The following is a 20,406-nucleotide window of genomic DNA, read 5'->3' as shown; positions in this document are numbered from 1 at the left end:
TTTGCGTGGGCTCCTGACAGAAATTGTCAGTGCTTTTTATTATGCTTTCGGCACCGACAGGCCAGCCAGCCTGTATTCATATTGATATCTCCACCTGCGACAGGACTTTTCATGACACGTGCCATTACCATTCTGACCGAGAACTTTGCCGATTGGGAAACCGCCCTGATCAATTCCACGGCGCGCCTGTACTACGGCTTCTACACGCAGTTCGCCACGCCGGGCGGCTTGCCCGTCACCTCCTCCGGCGGCATGCTCGTCACGCCGCAACTGGCGCTGGAAGAAATCAATCTCGAGGAACTCGATTTGCTGATGGTGTGTGGCGGCAGCCACTGGCAAAGCGGCAAGGCGCCCGACCTGGGCCCGCTGCTGCGCGCCGCCCGCGACAAGAATGTCGTGCTGGCAGGCATTTGCGACGGCACGCGCGTGCTGGCGCAAGCCGGCGTGCTCGACACCGTGCGCCACACTTCCAATTCCGCCGACAACCTGGCCGGTACCGGCTATGCGGGCGCGGCCCTGTACCAGGACGTGCCGTGGGCCGTGGCCGACCAGCGCATCATCACGGCGCCCGGCACGGCGCCCGTCACCTTCACGCGGGAAGTCTTGCGCGCCCTGGACATCGCCGATGACAACCTGGCCGCCTACCTGGCCATGCACGGCGCCGAGCACGGCAAGACGGCACCTTAGTTGGCGCCCAGCACGCGCAGGCGCTCGGTGGCGTGCGTATTGCCCGGGTCCAGTTCCAGCGAACGGCGGTAATGCGTGATGGCTTGCGCCTTCGCGCCGTCCGCCTCGTACGCTTCGGCCAGGCTGTCGTGGCCATTCGCCCCTTGCGGGTACAGTTGCACGCCCAGCTCGAAGACGGCGGCCGCCTGTTTCGGCTGCTGCCGACCCAGCAGGCGGTAGCCCCAGGCATTCAAGTCGTCTTCGCTGGGGGCGGACAAGCCGTGCTGGCGCCGGATAGCCGCCAGTTTCTTGTCCAGCCCGTCGAAACCGGCGCTGGCCGCCTGCTGGCGCAACAGGTGCGCCGCATACGCGCCACCGCGCTGCTGGCGCAGGGCGGGAAGGTAAAAACCGGCGACGGTATCGATCAGCTGTTCCGGCTGGCCGCCGGCCAGGTTGCTCAGGATAACGACGGCCAGGCCATCGTCCGGATACACATAGAAAGCCGAGCGGGCGCCGCCGATGCCGGCCACGGCGCGGTGCGCATCGCGGCCGATGGCGGGCCAGCCCAGCGCCCACGCCCCCGGCTTGCCATCCTTCAGGCTGGTCGGCTGCCACAGCCGTTTCACGCTGGCGGGCGCCAGCAAGCGCCCCGACTGCAGCGCGACAAGCCAGTTGGCCAGTTCGCCCGCATTGCTGTTGATGCCGGCCCCGGCCCGCATGAACACGGGGAAATCCTCGATCACGTTGCGGTAGCCCTTGCCTCCCCGGTCCAGCACGTAGGAACTGGCCTTGTTGGCGACCACGTCCTTCGCATCGCCAAAGCCGCTGTGCGGCATGCCGGCCACGTCGAATTGCCGGCGCTGGATGAAAGCGGTAAAGGGCTGGCCGCCTTGCAACTCGATCAATTGCGCCAGCAACACGTAATTGGTCTGGTTATAGCGATAGCGCTCGCCTGGCTGGGCTTCCACCGGCAGCGCCTGCACGGCAGTCCACGCCGCAGCGGCATCGTCCGGCTGCGGCCCCACCAGTTTGCCGCTGCGCTGGTCCAGCACGTCGGGCAAGCCTGAAGTATGGTTGAGCAATTGGGTCACCGTCACGGCTTGCCAGGCTGGCGGCAAGCCCGTCAGGTACTGGCCGATGGGTGCCGCCAGGTCGATCTTGCCCTCTTGCACCAGTTGCATCACGGCCACGCCCGCAAACGCTTTCGTTGCCGAATTGATGGAAAACAGGCTGGCATCCGTCACCGGCACCTGGTATTGCAGGCTGGCCACGCCGAAATTGCGCGACAACACGACCTTGCCATGCTGAATCACTGCCAGTTGCAAGCCAGGAATCTGACGCTCCTGCATTTCGCTGCGCACAAAGGCGGCGATATCCTGTTCCGCGCGCAAGGCTTGCGGCTGGCTGGTGGCAGCGGCAGCCGCGGTGACAGGAGCAGCCACGGCAGCGAGCGCCATGACGAGCAGGAAAGACGGGAGGCGTGGGTTCAAGATAAGGCTTTCGACAGTTGAAAACGGAACAGCAGCATCCCATACCTATTTATCAACGTCAACGACAATCTTGCCGGTCGGAAAGTTACTCTTCCAGCCACACATCCTCATACCCTTCCCGGTCGAGGATGAACTTGGCGCCGCTGGGCAAGGCCAGGTAATCGACCACCTGCGGCAGCATCTCGCGCAGGTGGTCCGCATGCAGGGGTTGGTAAAAGCCGCTGGCATCGTCGTGCTCGCCGCAGTGGATGAACCAGCTGATGGTGCCGTTTTCCGGCAGCACGATGCGCGTGCCGTAGATGGGCGACTGGTCCAGGCTGCCGATGGCGAGGGCCACCATGGGTTCGGGCGCTTGCGCGGGCAAGCCGAATTTGTCGCAGATGCGCTGCTGTGTGTCGCTGATCGGTGCGGTCATGGTGTTCTCAGGATCCGATGTAGTGGTAATGGAGGCGCAGCGCGCCGTCGTGGCTGGACATTTCCAGGTGCAAGGTTGCCTCGCCCGGCTGGCCATCGGCCAGCAACAGGCATTCCAGGCCCAGCGGTCCGGCATCGGTGGCATACACATCGACGGCCACGCGGCCACCCTTGCCCGGCACGAAGGCTTGCGCCAGCGGCGCCAGGGACAGCGCCTGGTTTGCCGCAAAATAACTGTCGAGCATCTCGATGATCTCGTCGGCCACGCCGGGCGACAGGCCCCAGTCGCGTTGCAGCGCAACAGGATCGCGCGTGTCGAGCGTCTGCACGAACGCGGCGGCCTGCGCATATGCCAGCTGCCGCAAGCTGTCTGTGATGGCCATGTCCATAGAGCGATTCCTGCCTTATCCATTCAACAGGCGCCATTATAGTGCGTGCCCGCGCACATGGTCGATCCGTTTTCCATCGATAATCAGGCATATTGCCGCCCATTTAAAATGGGCAGATATTATTTATCGCACTGCCATAATACAAATGGCCTGCGTGATATTTGGTGAGTATTTCAGAAAGATAATCGCGAATACGATTCAATTCAAGTTGACGCTTATTTATTCCAGCGCTAAGATCGAATGGCCATATACCATGGCATACAACGCAAGCAGTACTTAACCATCACAAGAGGATAGTACAATGCAAAATCAAACCAAATTGTTCGCATTCAAACTGGCAGAGAAACAGGAACAAAAACCGGCGGTGCCCGCCACCGCCTGGAAAGTGCGCGACGGCGTCGCCGTGGCCGGCTGCACCGCGGTGCAAGCTGAGCAATACCGCGACTCTTCGCGCTTCCAGCCGAACGACCGCGGCCAGTATTGCTGATCCCCGGCACGCCATAACCCCCGCCAGGCGTGGGGGTTTTATTCAATCTTCCATATTCAAACTGGCGCCGGTGCCAATTCCGGCGCGGCTTTTCTGCGCGCAATGCATAGCGCCATATGATCGCCTTTCAATTGGCGATTCCATTTTTTAAATATGTATTCATCGGTAAACATCGGAACATAACCATTCACAGAGGATATTCCCATGCATAAAGAAACCAAACTATTCGCATTCAAACTGGCGGAAAAGAAGGAACAGGAAAAACCGGCCCTTCCCGCGCCCTGGAAGGTGCGCGACGGCGTCGCCGTGGCCGGCTGCACGGCGGTCGACAGCGAAGAGCAATACCGCTATTCGCGCATCGGTTCCAGCGATGGCGGCGAGTTCTGCTGATACGTTCCAGCTGAAAGCCTTGCCGCGGCAAGGCTTTTTCACCTTCCCTTACGCAGGCCCCCTCCATGCACAAAAAGGTCTTGATCATCAGCCATAGCGGCGATCTGCACGCCGACCTGGTCGGATCGCTCCTCGCCGCCCGCGGCCATGCCCCTTTCCGTATCGACCTCGACGCCTTTCCCCGCGATTACCAGCTGTGCCAGCGCGTGCAGGACGGCCGCGCCAGCGCGCGCCTGCGCCGCCTACCCGACGGCGACTGGCTCGACTTGCAGGACGTGGGCGCCGTCTGGCTGCGCAAGGCAGCCAACTATGCCTATGCCAGCGCCGACCTGACGCCGCAGGAACGCGCTTATGCCGAGCTGGAAACGGAGCAAGCCGTCTTCAGCGTGCTGTACGGTCTCGATTGCTACTGGCTCAGCCATCCGCTGGCCCTGCGCGGCGCCCAATGGAAAGGCGAACAGCTTGCGCGCGCCGCGCGCATGGGCTTTCGCGTGCCCGCCACCGTGATCACCAACGTGCCCGACGACGTGCGCGCCTTCCGCGCGGCCGTCAAGGGACCCATCATTTTCAAGTCCATGTCCACGCCCAGCCTGGCCGCCGAAACGGTCGAAGAGGTTGACAGGGTCAGCGCCGGCATCGGCACCACCATCGTCGACGACGCCATGCTCGACAGCCTGGACGCCGTCGGCGAGCTGAGCTGCCAGTTCCAGGAATATATCGCCAAGCAATACGAACTGCGAATCACCGTGATCGGCAAGCAATTGTTTGCCGCGCGCCTGTATTCCCAGGACGATGCCCGCACGGCCATCGATTCGCGCGACATGTCGGCCCCCATCCGCTATGAGGCGTGCACCTTGCCGGCGGAAATACAGCAGCGCTGTCTCGCTTTCGTGCACAGCTACGGCCTCGAATATGGCGCCCTGGACCTGATCGTCACGCCGGAGGGCGAGTATGTTTTCCTGGAAAACAATCCTGTTGGTCAATTCTTGTACGTACAACAACTGGTGCCCGCCCTGCCCCTGCTGGAAAGCGTGGCCGATACCCTGATCGAAGGAGCCGTATGCCGCAGCCCGACCTGAACCGGATCCCCGTCCAGCTGCGCGAGCTGGAACAAGTGCGCGACAGCCGGGCCATCGTCCTGGCCGCCTCGCACCTGGACATGGAACTGCTGCCCGCCTTGTACGAGCTGTGCCAGGGCATCGGCCCCGTGGCGCGCCTCGACGTCGTGCTGCACGGACGCGGCGGCATCGTCAACGCGGCGCGCCGCATCGCCCTTTTGCTGCGCCAGCATGCGCGCCACCTGAGCTTTATCGTGCCCTTCCACTGCCAGTCGGCCGCCACCCTGCTGGCCCTGGGCGCGGATGAGATCATCGCCGGCGACCTGGCCCTGTTCTCGCCCATCGACCCGCAGCTCGAAGGCGCGGATGGCGGTGCCTTTTCCAGCCTCGACATCAAGGTCTTCGGCGATATGGCGCAGCAATGGTTCGGCGTGGATGCGGCCGAAGCGCGCCAGCAATCGCTGTCTTTGCTGTGCGGCAGCATCTTTCCCCCTTCCCTGACGGCGTTTTACCGCACCACGCTGGAACTGACGCAGATCGGCGAGGAATTGCTGGCGTGGCAATTGCCCGATGCCACACCCGAGGCGCGGCGCGCCATTGTCGCGCAACTGGTGACGGGTTATCACTCGCACAACTATTCGTTGACGCGCGAAGAGCTGGCCCGGCTGGGCTTGCGCATGGAGCGCGATGCGCATGCGGAACGGCTGGGCTGGGCCATTTCCACGCAATTGCAGGCCAGCATAGGCGGCGCCCTGCGCAGCGCGCCGGACGAGCCGTGGAACGACGCCCTGCTGGCCACGCGCGACGGCGTGCAGCTGCGGCGCCAGCGTCCGGGCGGCTTTGCGCCCGTGTGGAGCACACAATGCTGACGTCCGTGCTGGCCACATTACTGGCCGACACCGCGCGCTATTGCATCGCCTTGCTGCTGCTGGCGGCCAGCGTGGGCAAGCTGCGCAGCTACGGCGACTTTCGCGGCAACCTGGCCACCTCGTTCGGCGTGCCGCCGGCCGCCGCCAGCCTGGCCGCGCCGGCCCTCGTGATGGCGGAATTGTCGCTCGCCGGCTGGCTGCTGGCGGGCGGTACCCACATACCGATGCTGCTGTCGCTCTTGCTGTTGACTACCCTCACGGCCGTCCTGGCCTGGCGCTACTTCACGCACAGCGTGGTGCGCTGCAGTTGCTTTGGCGAAGCGGCGCGGCCCGTGTCGCGGTACGACTTGCTGCGCAACGTGTTGGCGGTGGGCATCAACGGCGCCTACTTTGCGCTGGCACAAGAAACTGCCTTGCCCGTCGCCACCACGGCATTGGCAGCCGGACTGGCTGCCATCGTCTGCGTGGCCACGATTTCCCTGCACGACATCGCCACCCTGGCAAAGGCCGACTGATGGATGCCACGACCTTGCAATGGGTGCTGGCGGCCCTGGCGTTTGCCGTTGCGGGCAATATCTGGCTGAGCCTGGCCGTGCTGCGCGCCGGCCGCCGCGAACGCCTCGCGCCCATGGCCCTGGAGCCGGGTCAGCCCCTGCCCGCCGTGCAAGCCCGTCCGCTGGCTGGCGGCCCGCGCTTCCAGCCGGGCGCGGCCGGCCAGGCGGCCGTGCTGCTGTTCCTGGCCAGCCGCTGCCCGAAATGCGGGGAAAAGCTGGCCGGCATCGAGCGGCTGCTGCCGCTGGCGCGGGAAGCGGGCCTGGCCCTGTGGCTGCTCAGCGAAGAGCCGGCCCGCCGGCTGCGCGCCTTCTTGCCCGGCGACAGCCTGCGCTCGGCCACGGCGCGGCTTGCCCTGCGCGACTACCGGCGCGTGAATCCCCTGATGAGCTCGCCATCTTATGTCTTTGTCAATTACCAGGGACAAGTGGAAGCGGCCGGCCTGATCGGCGACGAAGACTGGCTGGCCCTCGTCGGGCAATTGCACGCCGAACCGTCGCAGGAGCGCGCCGCATGAGCCATCTGAATGTCGGCCCCCATCTCGAACGGCTGCGCCTGCTGTATCCCGTGCGCTGGCGCATCGCCGCCGGCTTGCTGTGCATGGCCCTCACCGTGGGCGCGCAGCTGGCCTTTCCGCAAGCCATCGCGTATTTCATCGACAACGTGACGGAACTGACCCGGCGCGGCGTCACGCCGGGCATGGTCGCCGCCATGCTGGCCTTCAGCCTGCTGTATGCGCTGATCACGACCGCGCGCTTCTATCTGCTGCAGTCGGGCGGCCACATGATCGTCATGGGCGTGCGCCGGCGCCTGTTCGACGTGGTGATCAACCAGCCCATCGCCTTCTTCGACAAGCACCATGGCGGCGAACTGAACAGCCGGCTCACGTCCGACGTGTCGGCCCTGCATGAAAGCCTGACCATCGGCGCGGCCAACGCCTTGCGCTCGCTGTGCGTCTTCGTGGGCGGCATCGCCATGCTGCTGCATCTGTCACCGATGCTGAGCTTGCCGCTGGCCCTGTTCATTCCCATCAGCCTGTATCTGGGCAAGTTGTCTGGCAGTAACTACCGACTGCGCGCGCGGGCCATTTCCGCCAGCCTGGCCGCCAGCGGCAAGGTGGCGCAGGAATACTTTGCCCATGCGCGCCTGGTGCAGGCGTTCAACCAGCAAGGCGGCGCCATGGCCCGCTACGCGCAAGCCATGCGGCAACTGCTGGAAGTCTCCCTGGCCGGCACGCGGCTGCTGGCCGTGTTCCAGGGCGCGCAGGGCTTGCTGGCCTTCGTTGCCCTGCTGACCACCCTGTGCTTCGGCGCCCACCTGATCGGCCAGGGCCGCTTGAGCGTGGGCGAGCTGACGGCCTTTGTCATCTATGCCAGCATGGTGACGGACACGGCCGGCTCCATCAGCGAATTCTGGAACACGTGGATGCGCACCATGGGCTCGACCGACCGCATCTTCGACATCCTGCGCAGCCACCGCGCCGTGCCCGAGGCGGAGCCGCAGCCGCCGCTGGCCGGTCGTATCGCGCTGCGCGACGTGCGTTTTTCGTATCCCGAACGCGCGCAAGTCACGGCGCTCGACGGCGTCACCCTCTCCATCCACGCGGGCGAAAAGATCGCCCTGGTGGGGGCCTCGGGCGCGGGCAAGTCCACCATCGCCAGCCTGGTGCTCGGCCATTACCGGCTTGACGGGGGCAGCCTGCAATTCGACGGCATCGATGCGCATGTGCTGGGCGTGACGCAGCTGCGCCGCCAGATGGCCGTGGTGGAGCAGGAACCGGCCCTGTTTTCCGGCAGCATCGCCGACAATATCGGCTTTGCCGTGCCGGACCGCCAGGTGACGCGCGACGAGATGCTGGCGGCGGCGCGCCTGGCGCACGCCCACGATTTTATTGCGGCCTTTCCGGACGGCTACGAAACCCTGGTGGGCGAACGGGGCGTGCAATTGTCCGGCGGACAGAAGCAGCGCATCGCGATCGCCCGCGCCATCTTGCGCGCGCCGAAAATCCTCATCCTCGACGAAGCCACCAGCGCGCTCGACGCCGCCAGCGAACAGCAGGTGCAGCTCGCCCTCGATACCCTGATGCAAGGGCGCACCACCATCATCATCGCCCACCGCTTTTCCACCATCGTGAAAGCGGACCGCATCATCGTCATGGACAAGGGCCGGATTTGCCAGCAAGGCACGCACGCCGAGCTGCTGCGCGCTGGCGGCCAGTATGCGCGGCTGATGCAGCAGCAACTGTCGCAATTCCAGCAATTGCATGACAGCACGGCAACGCTGTAAAGTAAGACACGATGAAAAAAACCTGTCATGGCAGTTGCCACTGCGGCGCCGTGCGCTTCGCGGCCGAGATCGACCTGGCGGCGCCCAGCCTGCGCTGCAACTGTTCCTATTGCCTGAAAATCCGCTGCTGGGCCAGCCAAGTGCCGCCCACGGCCTTCCGCCTGCTGGCCGGCGAGGCGGACTTGAGCGAATACCGCTTCGGCGCCGGCCGCGAACGCCACTACTTTTGCCGCCACTGCGGCGTGCGCCTGTTCGGCCGTGGCGATTCCGCCCGCAGCGGTCCGTTTGTCGGCATCGGCGTCAACTGCCTCGACGATGTCTCGGCGGCCGAACTGGCCCGGGTGCCCGTCACCTTTGTCGATGGCTTGCATGACGAGTGGAATGTGCCGCCGCAGGAAACACGGCATCTGTAGGGCGTAGGCATCGCTGGGAAGGGAAATGCGGGAGCGCCGCGCCGCGGCCGGCCAGATAAGCATGCGCACCCCGTTGTCTGGATCGGCATTCTGGGCGATAATTACGCCCATGAACGATACCACCACCTTACCCCCATTGCCCGATCGCCTGTCGATCGACCCCAGCAGCCCTTACCACGTTGCAGCCGTGTTCGAGAACGACGTCGGCATCCGCTTCAACGACAAGGAACGTCTTGACGTGGAAGAATATTGCATCAGCGAACGCTGGATCAAGGTCGCTTCCACCAAGTCGCTGGACCGCCGCGGCCGTCCGCTGCAGATCAAACTGAAGGGCAAAGTCGAAGCGTTTTACCGCTAAGCAACGCATTCAGCTGTCATCGAGGCCGATTTTCATCGGCCTTTTTTGCGTCCGCCGCTTGTTTTTCAGGCATCGCAGGCGACCAGACCGGCCGCGGCCGCCGTAGGCAGCCACAGCATGGCATCGGCCAGCACCTCGTCCGCCGCCCTGCCGCTGGACTGCGCCGCCTGCCGCGCGCACTGCGCCAGCGGCGCGCCGCCGGCCAGCGCTTGCAGCCAGTAAAATTGCCAGGGCTGCAACTCTTGCATGACAAGCCGGTAATGCATGCGCGTAATGGCGACAAAGGCGGGACTTGCCTCCGGCTGGGCCGGCACGGCGTCGCCGGGTGCGGCCTGCGCCCGTTGCCAGTAGTCGCACAGGGGGAAGGACAGGGCCAGCAACCGGGTGCACGGCGCCAGGCGCCAGGCAGGTGTATTTCCTAATAGCAAGTCCAATCCGGAAGGCAGCATGGGCGGCGCCAGCTTTTCCAGGCCCGGCGCCCTGCCCGCCTCGCTGCGCGCCCGCTCCAGCTGCGCCAGTTCCACGGGAAAGCGCAAGGCTGCCCCTTGCGCGCCGGCGGCACGCTGGCTGGCGGCGAGAAAATCAGCAAAACCGCCGCCCAGGTCATACAAGGTCGCGGAGGCGGACGGGTGGCGCCAGACATAGGCGCGGGCAAAGAAGGCGAACAGCTCGTCGCCCATGACCTTGCGCAAGACGGGATAGTCGGCTTGCAGACATTCGAGCAGGCGCAGCACATAGCCGTCCGCATGGATGTGCAGCGGCGCCGGCCCGCCCCTGGCCCGTTTCAATACTTGCTCCTGCGTCAAGCCATGGCGCTCGCTGGCCAGCTGGACGCCGCGCGCCGCGCCGCCCGGCGCCGTCATCGCCGTCAGGAACCACGCTTGCAATTGCGCCAGCGGTGCGCGGGCGTCGCCTGCCCCCTCTTCGTCCCCGGACACGCTATGGGGCATGGGCCGCCTCCAGGTGAAAGCCCAGCGGCGCAGACACGGCGGCGGCAGCCGTGGCGGGCGCTGCATCCGCGAATTCTCCCCGTTCGGCCGCGCGCGCCTTGTCGAGTTCGGCCAGCAGTTGCGGGTACGGGGGAATGCCGGCATCCCATTCCAGCAGGGCCGACACGCCGCCCGTCAGCCGCTGCGCCAGCGCGTACAGGCGCCAGACGGCGGCCGGCACGGGCGCGTCGTGGGTGTCGATCAGCACGGCGCCGCAGACGGTCGGCCCGGCCAGGTGGATCTGCACGATGTGCGCGTGCGGCAACTGGCGGATGTAGGCGGCCGCGTCATAGCCGTGGTTATGCGCGCTGACGTGGACATTGTTAACGTCAAGCAATAGCCCGCAGCCCGTGTCCTCGGCCAGGCGGCCCAGGAATTCCCATTCCGGCATGCTGGACTGGGCAAACTCCACATAGGTGCTGGGGTTTTCCAGGACCAGGGGACGGCCCAGGAATTCCTGCACCTGCCGCACGCGTCCCGCCACGTGGCGCAGGCTGGCCTCGTCCAGCGGCAACGGCAGCAAGTCGTGGCTGTTGAGCGAGGCGGCGCCCGTCCAGCACAGGTGGTCGGAAATCCACGCGGGCCGGATCTCGCCGGCCAGCTGGCGCAGCTTGCGCAGGTAGCCGAGATTGAGCGGATCGCTGCTGCCGATCGACAGCGAGACGCCATGCATGACGATGGGCACCTGCGCCGCCACCTGCTCCAGCACATGGCGCGCATAGCCGTGGTTGTCGATGAAGTTCTCGCTGATGATCTCGAACCAGTCCACCTGCGGCCCGTGGCGCAGGATGTGTTCATAATGCGGCGGGCGCAGCCCCACGCCCAGGCCCAGGTTCGGCAAGCCCAGGCGTGGCGGCACCCCGTGCGTGGCCCGCATCAGGTCGACGGCGGCAAGGCCAGGCGCAGGTCGGTGGGCGGCGGCGGCGCTCCCACCGGCGTGCCGCGCGCCGCCATCACCTTGCCATAGGCTTCCCAGGCCTTGTCGTAGACATTGTCGCCCAGCGCAAAGCTCATGGTCTGGCCCAGCGGAATGCTGCGGTGGTCGGGCGCGGGACCGAAATCGTACAGGGTCATGGTGGCGGGCTCGGGCGGTTCCTTGCCCGAGGTGTTCGGATACAGTTGCGAGGCCGAAATCGGCACGGCGCAGCCGCCGAAGCCGCCGCATTTGTTGTCGCTGGGCGCGCTGTAGACCTTGTCGGGCTGCGGCGGAGGCGGCGGCACGTAGCACGGCGTGCCCGGCGACGCGGCCAGCTTGACCGAATGGCCGCAGGACGAGCCCCCCGTGTCGGCCTGGGCAAAGCCGCAGCCGCCCTGGGCATGGCAGCCGTTGGAACCGCGGCAGGTGTGGTAGACGGCCAGTGCGGCGCAGGTGGACGACGCTTCGCCCTCCAGGTGCATGCCCTGGCAGGCGTGGTACAGCACGCTTTTCTCGGCCAGTGGCACGCCCGTCGCCAGGTTCGGCGCCTGGCCCAGCACGGCCCAGCAGATGGCCATGCGGTCGCCCGCGCCCACCATCGACGGATACGGGAAGTCCAGGTCCTGGTTCAGCCAGTACTTGTCCAGCACGGAAGTGATGCCATAGATGGCGCCCGTGGCGACCGTGCTCAGCATCCCCAAGGTGCCGCTGCTATCCTTCAGGCGGTTCAGGGCGCCCGCCACGGCCGCCGGCGCCGGGATATTCTTTGGCGCGGTGGCCGGGTTGTAGCGCTCGTTGGTCAGCATGGCCTCGCTCCAGCGCCCCCCGTCCTGGTGCCAGCCGGCCCAGGTTTTTACGGGCAGCATGGCCTTCACCTGGCCGAAACGCTCGTAGTGGTCGAACGGGGCGCTGTCGTGGCGCGCCTGCGCGTCGCGCGATTCCGCATCCTTGCCATTGTTCGCGTAGGACGGATAATCGCACTTCAGGGCGGCCAGGTCTTCGCGGTAATCGGGCTGCACGGCCATCAGGCGCTGCGCCGCGTCGCGGCGGTAGCGCTGGATGGCCGTTGCGCTGCCTTCGCCCTGGTCCGTGATGGCCGCCATCATGTCGATGGCCTTGTTGAACGAGCCCGTCTGGCCGCCATCCTGGTCTTGCGGGCCGAAGCAGGTGTCGAACTTGGGAAATTCCGCCCGCGCATGGCCCTGCACCTGGCTGTTGAACATGTCTTGCTGCACCGAACCGTTGACGAACAGCTTTTGCCACAGGGTCTGGCCATCCGCGTATTCGATGCCGATGTAGCGCGCATAGCATTCGTACATGTAGCCGATGGTGCCGAACAGGGGCAGATCATGCACGTGCTTGCCCGGCGTCCAGCCCACGAACGGCACCTCGGGGAAATATTTGGTGTGGTTGTGCTTGTCGAACTCGGCCAGCTGGGCGCGGGCCTGCTCCTCCGGCTGCTCGATGGCGAGGAACAGGTCGCACTGGTTGGCGTTCAGCTCTTCCAGGTTGACGCGCACGTGGCGGTAGCCGGACGTGTCCTGCAAGTCGACGATGTGCGGGATCACCGTGCAGCTCTTGCCATAGCAGGTCCAGCCGTGGTCCTGCGATTGCAGCTCCGAACCCGTGAAGCATGGCGCCGTGCCGATGGCCGTGGCCAGGTTGGCCGCCATCTGCAGGTGCAGCATTTCCTGGATGAAAACGCTGAAGATGATATTGAAGGCCTTTTGCTCCGCCAGTTCGGGCCGGGCCGTGGTGCCCATGCCCGGCCACTGGCGGCCTTCGTAATACGTGATGCCTTTCGAGTTGATCTGGTGCGTACCCTGGATCGAATACATGGTGGCCATGTACAGGGGAATGGTGAACAGCTCGACGCTGACGGCCGCCTGGGCGATGGCGCGCACGGCGGCCTTGTCGGTGTCCAGCATGTCGAGCGGACGCCTGGTGATGGCGGGCTGGGTGCTTCCTAAAACGGGCATTTTCATTCTGTATCTCCACAGGAAGGATGCGTTTCGGATATCGGGCCGCGCCGCGCCATCTGCGTGCGCCGATCACGGCACAGAAATCATACGCCTGAGAAAGATACTTTTGCGGCAAGATTTATGCGCCGATCCAGACATTGACCTGCGTCAATATCGCCACCCTTACGCCGTGAAAATAGGCGTTTTAGGCGGTCATTCGATGACAATTGAATAGAATCGGCAAAACGCGCGCGTGTATAAGCGGCGCGCCGGCAAACGCCGGCGCGTGGCTTGCATGGTGATAGTCAGGCGCCGGGCGGCGGCTGGAAGGCGCAAAAGCCGGGCCACTGGTCGCGGCTGTCGCACACTTTCAGGCAGCCTTTGTCATCCTTGAACGTGGCGACCACCTTGATGTGGAAACCATATTTTGGCGTGGTGGCCAGGAAGGCGGACGGGCAGCTTTGCTCGTTGCTGAAACGGAAAGTGATTTCTTCGCGGCGGCCCTTGCGCTCAAAGCCCAGCATGAAGGTTTCATTGCTGTTCCACTGCGCCTTGCCCGGCACGCGGAAGCGGTAGCGCGGGCTGCCCTGCTGCTGGCCGTCGAGTTTCTGGCCGAAGACGCGGCTGCTGGCCGTGGCCGTTTCGACCTTGGCGATCGGATAGGGTACGGCAAACATGTAGGTGCCGGCAAAACCCTGGTCGAAGCCGAGGCCCTTCTGGTAAAACGGTACGACGATATGCGGCGCGCCCGTGTATTCCACGGTATTGCGGGCCGTTACGCGCGACGTCAGCTTGTCATCGGGTGCTTGCCCGAAGACCACGTCCAGTTCCAGCAAGGCTTGTTGCTTGTCGATGTCTTGCGCCAGATAATCCTGGGCGAATATTTCCCCGTGCACGCAGCCTGCCAGCAAGGTGGCGGCGAAGCAGCCGGCGATCAGTCCAGGTATGCTCATGGCTGTTCCCCCTCGGGCGGCGCGGAAATGAGGCCCAGCCCCGTCACCTGCAAGCCGTTCTTGCCCTGTTTCCATTGAAATTGCTGGCCGAACCAGGCCAGTTCCAGCTCGCGCCGGATGCGGTTCGAATCCGTGCGGCCCTGGCGCGCCTTGATGGCGGCGCCCGCCTGTTCGGCAGCGGCCTGCGACAAGGGCTTCAGCCACCGTTGATAGGTGTCGGCCGGCAAGGCCAGGACGCCTGCCACGCCGTCGTCGCGCGTGGCGACGACGACCTCCACGCTGGTCGCCCTGCGGGCCAGATAGGCGCCGCGCCGGCTGTCGGGCGAGACGGAGACCAGCATGGCGGGCGCGTAATCGCCCGTGACGATGCCCGGCATGTCAAACCACAGCAGTTCGCCCGTGTCCGTATCGAGCGCGCGGCCGTCGCGGGCAAACAGCAGTATTTCGCTGCGGCCCGGCTGCGGCACGCCCCATTCGGGGTCGCGCTCCGTGCGCACCATGTCGTCGCGCCGCAAAGGACTGACGGGGCGCATCAGCGGTACGCCGTTCTGCACGCCGATCAATATCGTGCCCTGGCCCGTATAGCCCTTGGTAAAGGCCAGCAGCATGGGCTGGCCTTCGCGCCTGGCCTTGAGGGACCGCACTTCCACCACTTCGCGCGCGCCGCCGGGCCAATAGCCGTGCTTGCGGAAAGACAAGTTGACGAGCGGGTCGTGGCGGTCGCGCGTGACGACAAAGTCGCCGTATTGCTGCATCACCGGCACGTATGGCGTTTGCGCCTGCGCGGCAGGCAAGACGGCGGCCAGCAAGCTGGCGGCGGCCGCCAGGCGGCATAAAGGAAGGAACGGCATGGCATCCTGCAAGAGTCGCACGGGGCGAAGGAACAGCATCATAGACGATTCTTCGCTAGCAACACTGTCCGATAGGAAACATCAGTGGCGCTGGATTTCGATCAGCTCGATCTCGAACAGCTTGGGCCACAGTTTCCCCGTGACAAACAAACGCTTGCCGCGCGCATCCCAGGCGATGCCGTTGAGCACGGCGTCGGGATTGGCCGTGCCCCGCTGCTCGGGCGGCAGCAAGCCCGTCAGGTCGATCCAGCCCACGACTTTACCGCTGGCCGGGTCGATGCGCGCGATCACGTCCGCGCCCCACACATTGGCAAACAATTGCCCGTCGACCATTTCCAGTTCGTTCAGGCGCTCGATGGGACGGCCCTCGGCCTTCACTTCGAAGCGGCGCACCTCGGCCAGGGTTTTCGGATTGAGCACGCGGATGGCGGCCGTGCCGTCGCTCATGTAGACGAACTTTCCATCGCTGGCCAGGCCCCAGCCTTCGCCCTGGTAGCTGAATTTGCGTTTCAGCTTGAACGTTTTCTGGTCGAACACATAACCGGTCTGCGAAATCCACGTCAGTCCCAGGATTTCATCGCCCACGTCCGTGATGCCTTCGCCAAACACATTCTTGTCCAGCATGCTTTTCTGCAGCACCTTGCCCGTCGTCAATTCCACCTTGCGCAAGGACGACTGGCCATTCTGGCCCGTGCTTTCATACAGATGGCCATCCTTGAACAGCAAGCCCTGGGTAAACGCCTGGGGGTCGTGCGGATAGGCATTCTTGACAAAGTATCCATACACGGGAATGGCGGCCTGGGCGTAGCCCATTTCGCTCATCAGGCCCACGGTGCATAACAATCCCAGCAGCAGCGAGCCGGCCGTGCGTTTGATTTTGGCTGTAACCTTGGCGTTGATGTTCATCTGGTCAGACGGAAGTTGGCGAGCGCCTATTGTAAACGTGCCGCGTCCGTCATGCGCGCCCTGACGAGCTCCAGCCAGGCACGGGCGGCAAACGACAGCCGCCCGCCGCGGCGCCAGGCCAGCATCAGATTCCATTCCACGGGCGGGCCGGCCAGGGGAATGACGGCAAACTGCGACGGTTCCAGGGTGTCGCAATACATCTTCGGCAACAGGCAGATGCCCACGCCCAGCCTGACCAGCGAAGCAATAAAGTCCCACTGGCCGCTGCGGCCCGTGATGCGCGGGGCAAAACCGGCACGCTGGCAGGCGTCCAGCACGATGTCGTTCAGGGCAAACGCGGCGCCATAGAAAATGAAGGGGCTGTCGGCCAGTTCGGCCAGGGCGACGGAAGCACGTCCCTGCCACGGCGAGCCGGGCGCGGCCAGCAGGCACAGCGGCGAGCGCACGAGGGGCAAGGCTTCAAAATCCTGCCAGGTGGCCGCATTGCCCGGATAGTCGAGCATGGTGCCCAGCTCCACCGTGCCCGTGCGCAAGTCGCGCTCGATCGCTTGCGTGCCGCTTTCGTACATTTTCAGCTCGATGCCCGGATAGCGCTGGTGGTACTCGGCCAGCCACGGCGCCAGGGTGGAATGGGTTTGCGGCGACACGCCGACCCGTAGCTCTCCCCGTTCCAGATGTTGCAGGTCGCGCAACTCCACCTTCAGTTCCGCGTGCAGGGCCAGCAATGTATGCGCGCGCGACAGCACCACCTTGCCCGCGTCCGTCAGGGTAAAACGCTTGCCGGCGCGGTCCAGCAAGGCCAGGTCCAGCGACTGTTCCAGCTGGGCAATCATCTTGCTCACTGTCGGTTGCGTCACGTGCAGCCTGGCGGCCGCGCGCGTAAAACTGTTCTGTTCCACCACTTCGACGAAGTAGCGCAGCGAGCGGATATCCATGATGCATTCCAATATCGAATGATTTTCATGAGTTTAAGTCATTTTATCTTTTGATGTGGGGTCTCTACAATGAAAACTTCCCCCTGCCGTTTGAAAGCCTGCCGTGAAAGCCTTGCACTGTTCCACCGCCGCCCTGCCCGCCATCCCTGCCTGGCGCCAGCCCGCACAAACCGTGTGGCAAGTGGGTGTGCTGATCGCCGCCTGGTGGCTGGCTGATGAGGCCGCCTCCGCCCTGCACCTGCCATTTTCCGGCGGCGTCGTGGGTCTGTTCGTGCTGGTGGCCCTGCTGCTGGCGGGCTGGGTGCGGCCAGCCGCCATCGAACTGGGCGCGAACTGGCTGCTGGCCAACATGCTGCTGTTCTTCATTCCGCTGGTCGTGTCCGTGGTGCAATTTACACAGCTGCTGAAGTCGCAAGGTCTGATGCTGTTCGTGAATATCGGCCTGGGCTTTGCCAGCGTGATGCTGGCCACGGCGTTGACGGTGGAATGGGTGTGCCGCTATGAGCGCAAGTTGCGCCTGCAGAAACTGCTGCGCCAGCGCGCGGCGAGGACGGCGGCATGAATACCCTGCTGTTGTCCCTGTTGTTTTTGCTGCTGACCCTGGTGCTGTTCTACGTCAACCAGGCGCTGCACCGCCGCCATCCGCACTTCCTGCTCACGCCCGCCATCTGCACCTCGGCAATATTGATCGTCATCGTGCAGGCGACGTCGACGCCGTTCGCCACGTATTTCGGCGAAACGCGCTGGCTGCCGTGGCTGCTGGGCCCGGCCACCATTGCGTTTGCCCTGCCCATCTTCCAGGAGCGCAAGCTGATCCGCAAACACTGGCTGGCCCTATCGCTGGGCAGCTGCGCCGGCATCGTTGCCTCGGTGGCCGCCACCCTGCTGCTGGACCGTCTGCTGGGCGTGCATGGCGACATGGCGCGCAGCCTGCTGGCCCGTTCCGTGTCGACGCCGTTCGCGCTGGAAGCGTCGCGCCACATGGGCGGCTCGGCCCAGCTGACGGGCATCTTCGTCGTGATGACGGGCTTGTTCGGCTTGATGCTGGGCAAACCGCTCTTGAAATTGCTGCCCTTGCGCATGCGCATCGCCCGTGGCGCCCCGTATGGCGCGGCCGCGCACGGTTTTGGATTATCCGTGGCGCGCCGGGTCGGCACGGAAGAAGGCGCCGTGGCCAGCCTGACGATGATTTTCTCGGGCGTCGTCACGGTATTGCTGGCGCCATTGCTGGGCAGATTGTTGGGCTAACGGTCCACGGGGAAGGCGTTTATCGGGGATAATACGTCTTTCCCCATTCCAAGCATCCGCGCCACGATGAAATACCCTGCAGTGCTTCCCTTCAGCGACATCCTGCCGCGCCTGAATGAATTCGATGCCATCATCGACGTGCGCAGCCCGTCCGAGTTCGCGGAAGACCACTTGCCGGGCGCCATCAACCTGCCCGTGCTGGACGACGAGCAGCGCGTGCGCGTCGGTACCCTATATAAACAGACCAGCGCCTTCGAAGCGAAGAAGCTGGGCGCGGCGCTGATCGCCAGGAATATCGCGCAACATATCGAAGACGGTTTCCTCGGCCACCCGCAGCACTGGAAACCCCTCGTGTACTGCTGGCGCGGCGGCAACCGCAGCGGCGCCATGGCGCACATCCTCGCGCGCATCGGCTGGCCCGTCACGCAGCTCGAAGGCGGCTACAAGGATTACCGCCGCCACGTGAATGCCGAGCTGGCCACGCTGCCCGAACGCTTCGACTTCATCAACGTGCTGTGCGGCCCCACGGGCAGCGGCAAGAGCCGTTTGCTGCAAGTGCTGGACAGGCAAGGCGCGCAAGTGATCGACCTGGAAGACCTGGCGGCGCACCGCGGCTCCGTGCTGGGCGGCTTGCCCGAGGCGGACCAGCCGGCGCAAAAAGCGTTTGAAAGCGCGCTGTGGCAGCAACTGCGCCATTTCGACCCGCAACTCCCCGTCTTCATCGAATCGGAAAGCAAGAAAGTGGGCCGTTTGCGCGTGCCCGATGCGCTGATGGACAAGATGCGCGCGGCTGCCTGCACGGACGTGCGGCTGGCCACGGAGCAGCGCGTGCAATTGCTGATGCAGGACTACGAGCATTTCGTCGGCGATGCGGCGCGCCTGAACGTGCAGCTGGCCCTTTTGACGCAGCTGCATGGCAAGGAAAAAATTGCCCACTGGCAGCAGCTGGCCACTTCCGGCCGCATGGCCGAGCTCGTGGAAGAGTTGCTGGTGCAGCATTACGACCCCGTCTACCGGCAATCGATCGCCCGCAACTTCAGCCGCTACGCCCAGGCGACGCCGCTGGTCTTGCCCGACATTTCAGAACATGCCTTTGAGCAAGCCGCGCGCGCATTATGTGCTATCGTCGGCGAACACCGTGCCGCCAGCGCCGCGTAAGCGCCGGCGCAGCTTTTGATGACCTTTTTGAGCAGGATGACGACCATGTCCGATAGCGCAGCAACACCCGATACCCCCATCCGATTGACCGAATTTGCCCATGGCGGCGGCTGCGGCTGCAAAATCGCGCCGGGCGTGCTGGCCGACATTTTAAAGGGCAGCGGCGGCTTTCCCTTGCCGAAGGAATTGCTGGTTGGCATAGAAACCTCGGATGACGCGGCCGTCTACCAGCTCAACGACGAACAGGCGCTGATCGCCACGACGGATTTCTTCATGCCCATCGTCGACGATCCGTTCGACTTCGGCCGCATCGCCGCCACCAACGCCATTTCCGACGTGTACGCCATGGGCGGCACGCCCATCATGGCGCTGGCCCTGGTCGGCATGCCGATCAACAAGCTGCCCGTGGAAACCATCGGCCTCATCTTGAAAGGCGGCGAAACCATCTGCGCCCAGGCCGGCATCCCCATCGCGGGCGGCCACACCATCGATTCCGTCGAACCGATCTATGGCCTGGTCGTGCTGGGCCTGGTCCATCCCTCGCAAGTAAAACGCAACGCGGGCGCGCGCGCCGGCGACAAGCTGGTATTGGGTAAACCCATCGGCGTGGGCATCTTGTCGGCCGCGCTAAAAAAGAACGCGCTGGACGCGGATGGCTACGCTTCTTTAATCGACAACACCACCAAATTGAATACCCCGGGCAAGAAACTGGCCCTGCTGGACGGCGTGCATGCGCTGACGGATGTGACGGGCTTCGGCTTGCTGGGCCACACCCTGGAACTGGCGCGCGGCGCCAAGTTGCAGGCGCGCATCGCCATGGACGACGTGCCGCTGCTGCCGCAAGTACAGCAACTGGCGCAGAACGGCAATATCACGGGCGCCTCGAACCGCAACTGGCAGGGCTATGGCGCGCAAGTGGCGCTCGGCGACAGCCTGAGCGCCATCGACAAGGCGATTTTGACGGACCCGCAAACGGCCGGCCCCCTGCTGGTGGCCTGCGCGCCGGAAGCCGTCGAGCAAGTGCTGGCGATTTTCCGCGCCGAAGGCTTTGGCGACGCCGTCGTCATCGGCGAGATGCAGGAAGGCAGTACCGGGGTTTCCGTAATCTAATGAATAT

Annotated in this window: 24 protein-coding genes; 14 read left to right on the top strand and 10 right to left on the bottom strand. The window is 64.6% G+C overall.

From position 1 onward, the window contains the following. Window positions 1-111 precede the first annotated feature (111 nt). Window positions 112-687 carry a type 1 glutamine amidotransferase family protein gene (locus tag O3298_RS12580; RefSeq protein ID WP_289904950.1) on the top strand — a complete coding sequence of 192 codons (576 nt, stop codon included), beginning with the start codon at window positions 112-114 and terminating at the stop codon, window positions 685-687. On the opposite strand, the gene O3298_RS12575 is transcribed toward O3298_RS12580, so the two are convergent. The 3 genes from O3298_RS12575 to O3298_RS12565 all read right to left on the bottom strand — a co-directional run bounded on the left by O3298_RS12575 (window position 684) and on the right by O3298_RS12565 (window position 2,953). Continuing rightward, window positions 684-2,156: a serine hydrolase gene (locus O3298_RS12575; protein WP_289914807.1), complete on the bottom strand. Its 1,473-nt coding sequence runs from the start codon at window positions 2,154-2,156 to the stop codon at window positions 684-686. The genes O3298_RS12580 and O3298_RS12575 overlap by 4 nt on opposite strands. An 85-nt stretch (window positions 2,157-2,241) precedes the next feature. Continuing rightward, window positions 2,242-2,571, bottom strand: a complete 330-nt coding sequence (locus O3298_RS12570) for a hypothetical protein (protein ID WP_305055511.1) — start codon at window positions 2,569-2,571, stop codon at window positions 2,242-2,244. Window positions 2,572-2,578: 7 nt separating this feature from the next. Then, on the bottom strand, window positions 2,579-2,953 hold the full coding sequence (locus O3298_RS12565) for a hypothetical protein (protein WP_305055512.1): 375 nt from the start codon (window positions 2,951-2,953) through the stop codon (window positions 2,579-2,581). Window positions 2,954-3,260: 307 nt separating this feature from the next. Between O3298_RS12565 and O3298_RS12560 the strand changes: the two genes are divergently transcribed. The 9 genes from O3298_RS12560 to O3298_RS12520 all read left to right on the top strand — a co-directional run bounded on the left by O3298_RS12560 (window position 3,261) and on the right by O3298_RS12520 (window position 9,372). Continuing rightward, window positions 3,261-3,446 (top strand): hypothetical protein, encoded by a 186-nt coding sequence (locus tag O3298_RS12560; protein WP_251348681.1) that lies wholly within the window; start codon window positions 3,261-3,263, stop codon window positions 3,444-3,446. Between the two features lie 204 nt (window positions 3,447-3,650). Beyond that, window positions 3,651-3,836: a hypothetical protein gene (locus tag O3298_RS12555; protein ID WP_099376727.1), complete on the top strand. Its 186-nt coding sequence runs from the start codon at window positions 3,651-3,653 to the stop codon at window positions 3,834-3,836. Between the two features lie 65 nt (window positions 3,837-3,901). Then, the gene (locus O3298_RS12550) at window positions 3,902-4,915 is read left to right on the top strand and encodes a RimK family alpha-L-glutamate ligase (RefSeq protein WP_305059523.1); all 1,014 of its coding nucleotides are present in this window, start codon (window positions 3,902-3,904) and stop codon (window positions 4,913-4,915) included. Next, window positions 4,897-5,763, top strand: coding sequence for a hypothetical protein (locus O3298_RS12545; RefSeq protein WP_305059522.1), 867 nt, complete (start codon window positions 4,897-4,899; stop codon window positions 5,761-5,763). Before O3298_RS12550 ends, O3298_RS12545 begins: the two co-directional genes overlap by 19 nt. Beyond that, window positions 5,757-6,278, top strand: a complete 522-nt coding sequence (locus O3298_RS12540) for a MauE/DoxX family redox-associated membrane protein (protein WP_305059521.1) — start codon at window positions 5,757-5,759, stop codon at window positions 6,276-6,278. Before O3298_RS12545 ends, O3298_RS12540 begins: the two co-directional genes overlap by 7 nt. Further along, a complete protein-coding gene (locus O3298_RS12535; protein ID WP_305059520.1) occupies window positions 6,278-6,832 on the top strand; it encodes a hypothetical protein in 555 nt (184 codons plus the stop codon). The genes O3298_RS12540 and O3298_RS12535 overlap by 1 nt, the downstream gene beginning before the upstream one ends. Then, window positions 6,829-8,601, top strand: coding sequence for an ABC transporter ATP-binding protein (locus O3298_RS12530; RefSeq protein WP_305059519.1), 1,773 nt, complete (start codon window positions 6,829-6,831; stop codon window positions 8,599-8,601). The genes O3298_RS12535 and O3298_RS12530 overlap by 4 nt, the downstream gene beginning before the upstream one ends. Before the next feature lie 11 nt (window positions 8,602-8,612). Further along, a complete protein-coding gene (locus O3298_RS12525) occupies window positions 8,613-9,014 on the top strand; it encodes a GFA family protein (RefSeq protein WP_289909993.1) in 402 nt (133 codons plus the stop codon). 109 nt (window positions 9,015-9,123) lie between these two features. Further along, window positions 9,124-9,372, top strand: a complete 249-nt coding sequence (locus tag O3298_RS12520; RefSeq protein WP_010398340.1) for a DUF3297 family protein — start codon at window positions 9,124-9,126, stop codon at window positions 9,370-9,372. Between the two features lie 65 nt (window positions 9,373-9,437). Here O3298_RS12520 and O3298_RS12515 read toward each other — a convergent pair whose 3' ends face one another. From O3298_RS12515 to O3298_RS12485, 7 genes are all read right to left on the bottom strand, one after another. After that, window positions 9,438-10,322, bottom strand: a complete 885-nt coding sequence (locus tag O3298_RS12515; RefSeq protein ID WP_305059518.1) for a DNA-binding domain-containing protein — start codon at window positions 10,320-10,322, stop codon at window positions 9,438-9,440. Then, complete coding sequence (locus tag O3298_RS12510) at window positions 10,312-11,238, bottom strand: DUF692 domain-containing protein (protein WP_305059517.1); 927 nt, start codon at window positions 11,236-11,238, stop codon at window positions 10,312-10,314. Before O3298_RS12510 ends, O3298_RS12515 begins: the two co-directional genes overlap by 11 nt. Continuing rightward, window positions 11,238-13,262: a ferritin-like domain-containing protein gene (locus O3298_RS12505; RefSeq protein WP_305059516.1), complete on the bottom strand. Its 2,025-nt coding sequence runs from the start codon at window positions 13,260-13,262 to the stop codon at window positions 11,238-11,240. Before O3298_RS12505 ends, O3298_RS12510 begins: the two co-directional genes overlap by 1 nt. A 281-nt stretch (window positions 13,263-13,543) precedes the next feature. Then, window positions 13,544-14,191: a hypothetical protein gene (locus tag O3298_RS12500; RefSeq protein WP_289897870.1), complete on the bottom strand. Its 648-nt coding sequence runs from the start codon at window positions 14,189-14,191 to the stop codon at window positions 13,544-13,546. Continuing rightward, entirely contained in the window at window positions 14,188-15,084 is an 897-nt protein-coding gene (locus tag O3298_RS12495) for a hypothetical protein (RefSeq protein ID WP_305059515.1), read from the bottom strand. The genes O3298_RS12500 and O3298_RS12495 overlap by 4 nt, the downstream gene beginning before the upstream one ends. A 39-nt stretch (window positions 15,085-15,123) precedes the next feature. Beyond that, window positions 15,124-15,948, bottom strand: coding sequence for a glutaminyl-peptide cyclotransferase (locus O3298_RS12490; RefSeq protein WP_305059514.1), 825 nt, complete (start codon window positions 15,946-15,948; stop codon window positions 15,124-15,126). A 26-nt stretch (window positions 15,949-15,974) separates the two neighbouring features. Next, window positions 15,975-16,883, bottom strand: coding sequence for a LysR family transcriptional regulator (locus O3298_RS12485; RefSeq protein ID WP_289914778.1), 909 nt, complete (start codon window positions 16,881-16,883; stop codon window positions 15,975-15,977). Window positions 16,884-16,986: 103 nt separating this feature from the next. Between O3298_RS12485 and O3298_RS12480 the strand changes: the two genes are divergently transcribed. The 4 genes from O3298_RS12480 to selD all read left to right on the top strand — a co-directional run bounded on the left by O3298_RS12480 (window position 16,987) and on the right by selD (window position 20,399). Further along, entirely contained in the window at window positions 16,987-17,445 is a 459-nt protein-coding gene (locus O3298_RS12480; protein ID WP_305059513.1) for a CidA/LrgA family protein, read from the top strand. After that, window positions 17,442-18,131, top strand: coding sequence for an LrgB family protein (locus O3298_RS12475; RefSeq protein WP_305059512.1), 690 nt, complete (start codon window positions 17,442-17,444; stop codon window positions 18,129-18,131). Before O3298_RS12480 ends, O3298_RS12475 begins: the two co-directional genes overlap by 4 nt. A 66-nt stretch (window positions 18,132-18,197) precedes the next feature. After that, window positions 18,198-19,289 (top strand): tRNA 2-selenouridine(34) synthase MnmH, encoded by a 1,092-nt coding sequence (gene mnmH, locus O3298_RS12470; RefSeq protein ID WP_305059511.1) that lies wholly within the window; start codon window positions 18,198-18,200, stop codon window positions 19,287-19,289. A 45-nt stretch (window positions 19,290-19,334) separates the two neighbouring features. After that, window positions 19,335-20,399, top strand: a complete 1,065-nt coding sequence (selD, locus tag O3298_RS12465; protein WP_305059509.1) for a selenide, water dikinase SelD — start codon at window positions 19,335-19,337, stop codon at window positions 20,397-20,399. The last annotated feature ends 7 nt before the right edge of the window (window positions 20,400-20,406 follow it).

It is taken from the genome of Janthinobacterium sp. SUN137, assembly GCF_030587265.1.
Taxonomy (GTDB): Bacteria; Pseudomonadota; Gammaproteobacteria; order Burkholderiales; family Burkholderiaceae_D; genus Janthinobacterium; species Janthinobacterium kumbetense.
This window is presented reverse-complemented; position numbering and strand designations above follow the sequence as displayed.

Coding starts and splice junctions, on each gene's coding strand:
- O3298_RS12475 (WP_305059512.1), top strand. CDS start 17,442: ATGAATACCCTGCTGTTGTCCCTGTTGTTTTTGCTGCTGACCCTGGTG.
- selD (WP_305059509.1), top strand. CDS start 19,335: ATGTCCGATAGCGCAGCAACACCCGATACCCCCATCCGATTGACCGAA.
- O3298_RS12560 (WP_251348681.1), top strand. CDS start 3,261: ATGCAAAATCAAACCAAATTGTTCGCATTCAAACTGGCAGAGAAACAG.
- O3298_RS12520 (WP_010398340.1), top strand. CDS start 9,124: ATGAACGATACCACCACCTTACCCCCATTGCCCGATCGCCTGTCGATC.
- O3298_RS12535 (WP_305059520.1), top strand. CDS start 6,278: ATGGATGCCACGACCTTGCAATGGGTGCTGGCGGCCCTGGCGTTTGCC.
- O3298_RS12500 (WP_289897870.1), bottom strand. CDS start 14,191: ATGAGCATACCTGGACTGATCGCCGGCTGCTTCGCCGCCACCTTGCTG.
- O3298_RS12555 (WP_099376727.1), top strand. CDS start 3,651: ATGCATAAAGAAACCAAACTATTCGCATTCAAACTGGCGGAAAAGAAG.
- O3298_RS12540 (WP_305059521.1), top strand. CDS start 5,757: ATGCTGACGTCCGTGCTGGCCACATTACTGGCCGACACCGCGCGCTAT.
- O3298_RS12490 (WP_305059514.1), bottom strand. CDS start 15,948: ATGAACATCAACGCCAAGGTTACAGCCAAAATCAAACGCACGGCCGGC.
- O3298_RS12530 (WP_305059519.1), top strand. CDS start 6,829: ATGAGCCATCTGAATGTCGGCCCCCATCTCGAACGGCTGCGCCTGCTG.
- O3298_RS12495 (WP_305059515.1), bottom strand. CDS start 15,084: ATGATGCTGTTCCTTCGCCCCGTGCGACTCTTGCAGGATGCCATGCCG.
- O3298_RS12565 (WP_305055512.1), bottom strand. CDS start 2,953: ATGGCCATCACAGACAGCTTGCGGCAGCTGGCATATGCGCAGGCCGCC.
- O3298_RS12505 (WP_305059516.1), bottom strand. CDS start 13,262: ATGAAAATGCCCGTTTTAGGAAGCACCCAGCCCGCCATCACCAGGCGT.
- O3298_RS12580 (WP_289904950.1), top strand. CDS start 112: ATGACACGTGCCATTACCATTCTGACCGAGAACTTTGCCGATTGGGAA.
- O3298_RS12485 (WP_289914778.1), bottom strand. CDS start 16,883: ATGGATATCCGCTCGCTGCGCTACTTCGTCGAAGTGGTGGAACAGAAC.
- O3298_RS12550 (WP_305059523.1), top strand. CDS start 3,902: ATGCACAAAAAGGTCTTGATCATCAGCCATAGCGGCGATCTGCACGCC.
- O3298_RS12510 (WP_305059517.1), bottom strand. CDS start 11,238: ATGCGGGCCACGCACGGGGTGCCGCCACGCCTGGGCTTGCCGAACCTG.
- O3298_RS12515 (WP_305059518.1), bottom strand. CDS start 10,322: ATGCCCCATAGCGTGTCCGGGGACGAAGAGGGGGCAGGCGACGCCCGC.
- O3298_RS12570 (WP_305055511.1), bottom strand. CDS start 2,571: ATGACCGCACCGATCAGCGACACACAGCAGCGCATCTGCGACAAATTC.
- O3298_RS12525 (WP_289909993.1), top strand. CDS start 8,613: ATGAAAAAAACCTGTCATGGCAGTTGCCACTGCGGCGCCGTGCGCTTC.
- O3298_RS12545 (WP_305059522.1), top strand. CDS start 4,897: ATGCCGCAGCCCGACCTGAACCGGATCCCCGTCCAGCTGCGCGAGCTG.
- mnmH (WP_305059511.1), top strand. CDS start 18,198: ATGAAATACCCTGCAGTGCTTCCCTTCAGCGACATCCTGCCGCGCCTG.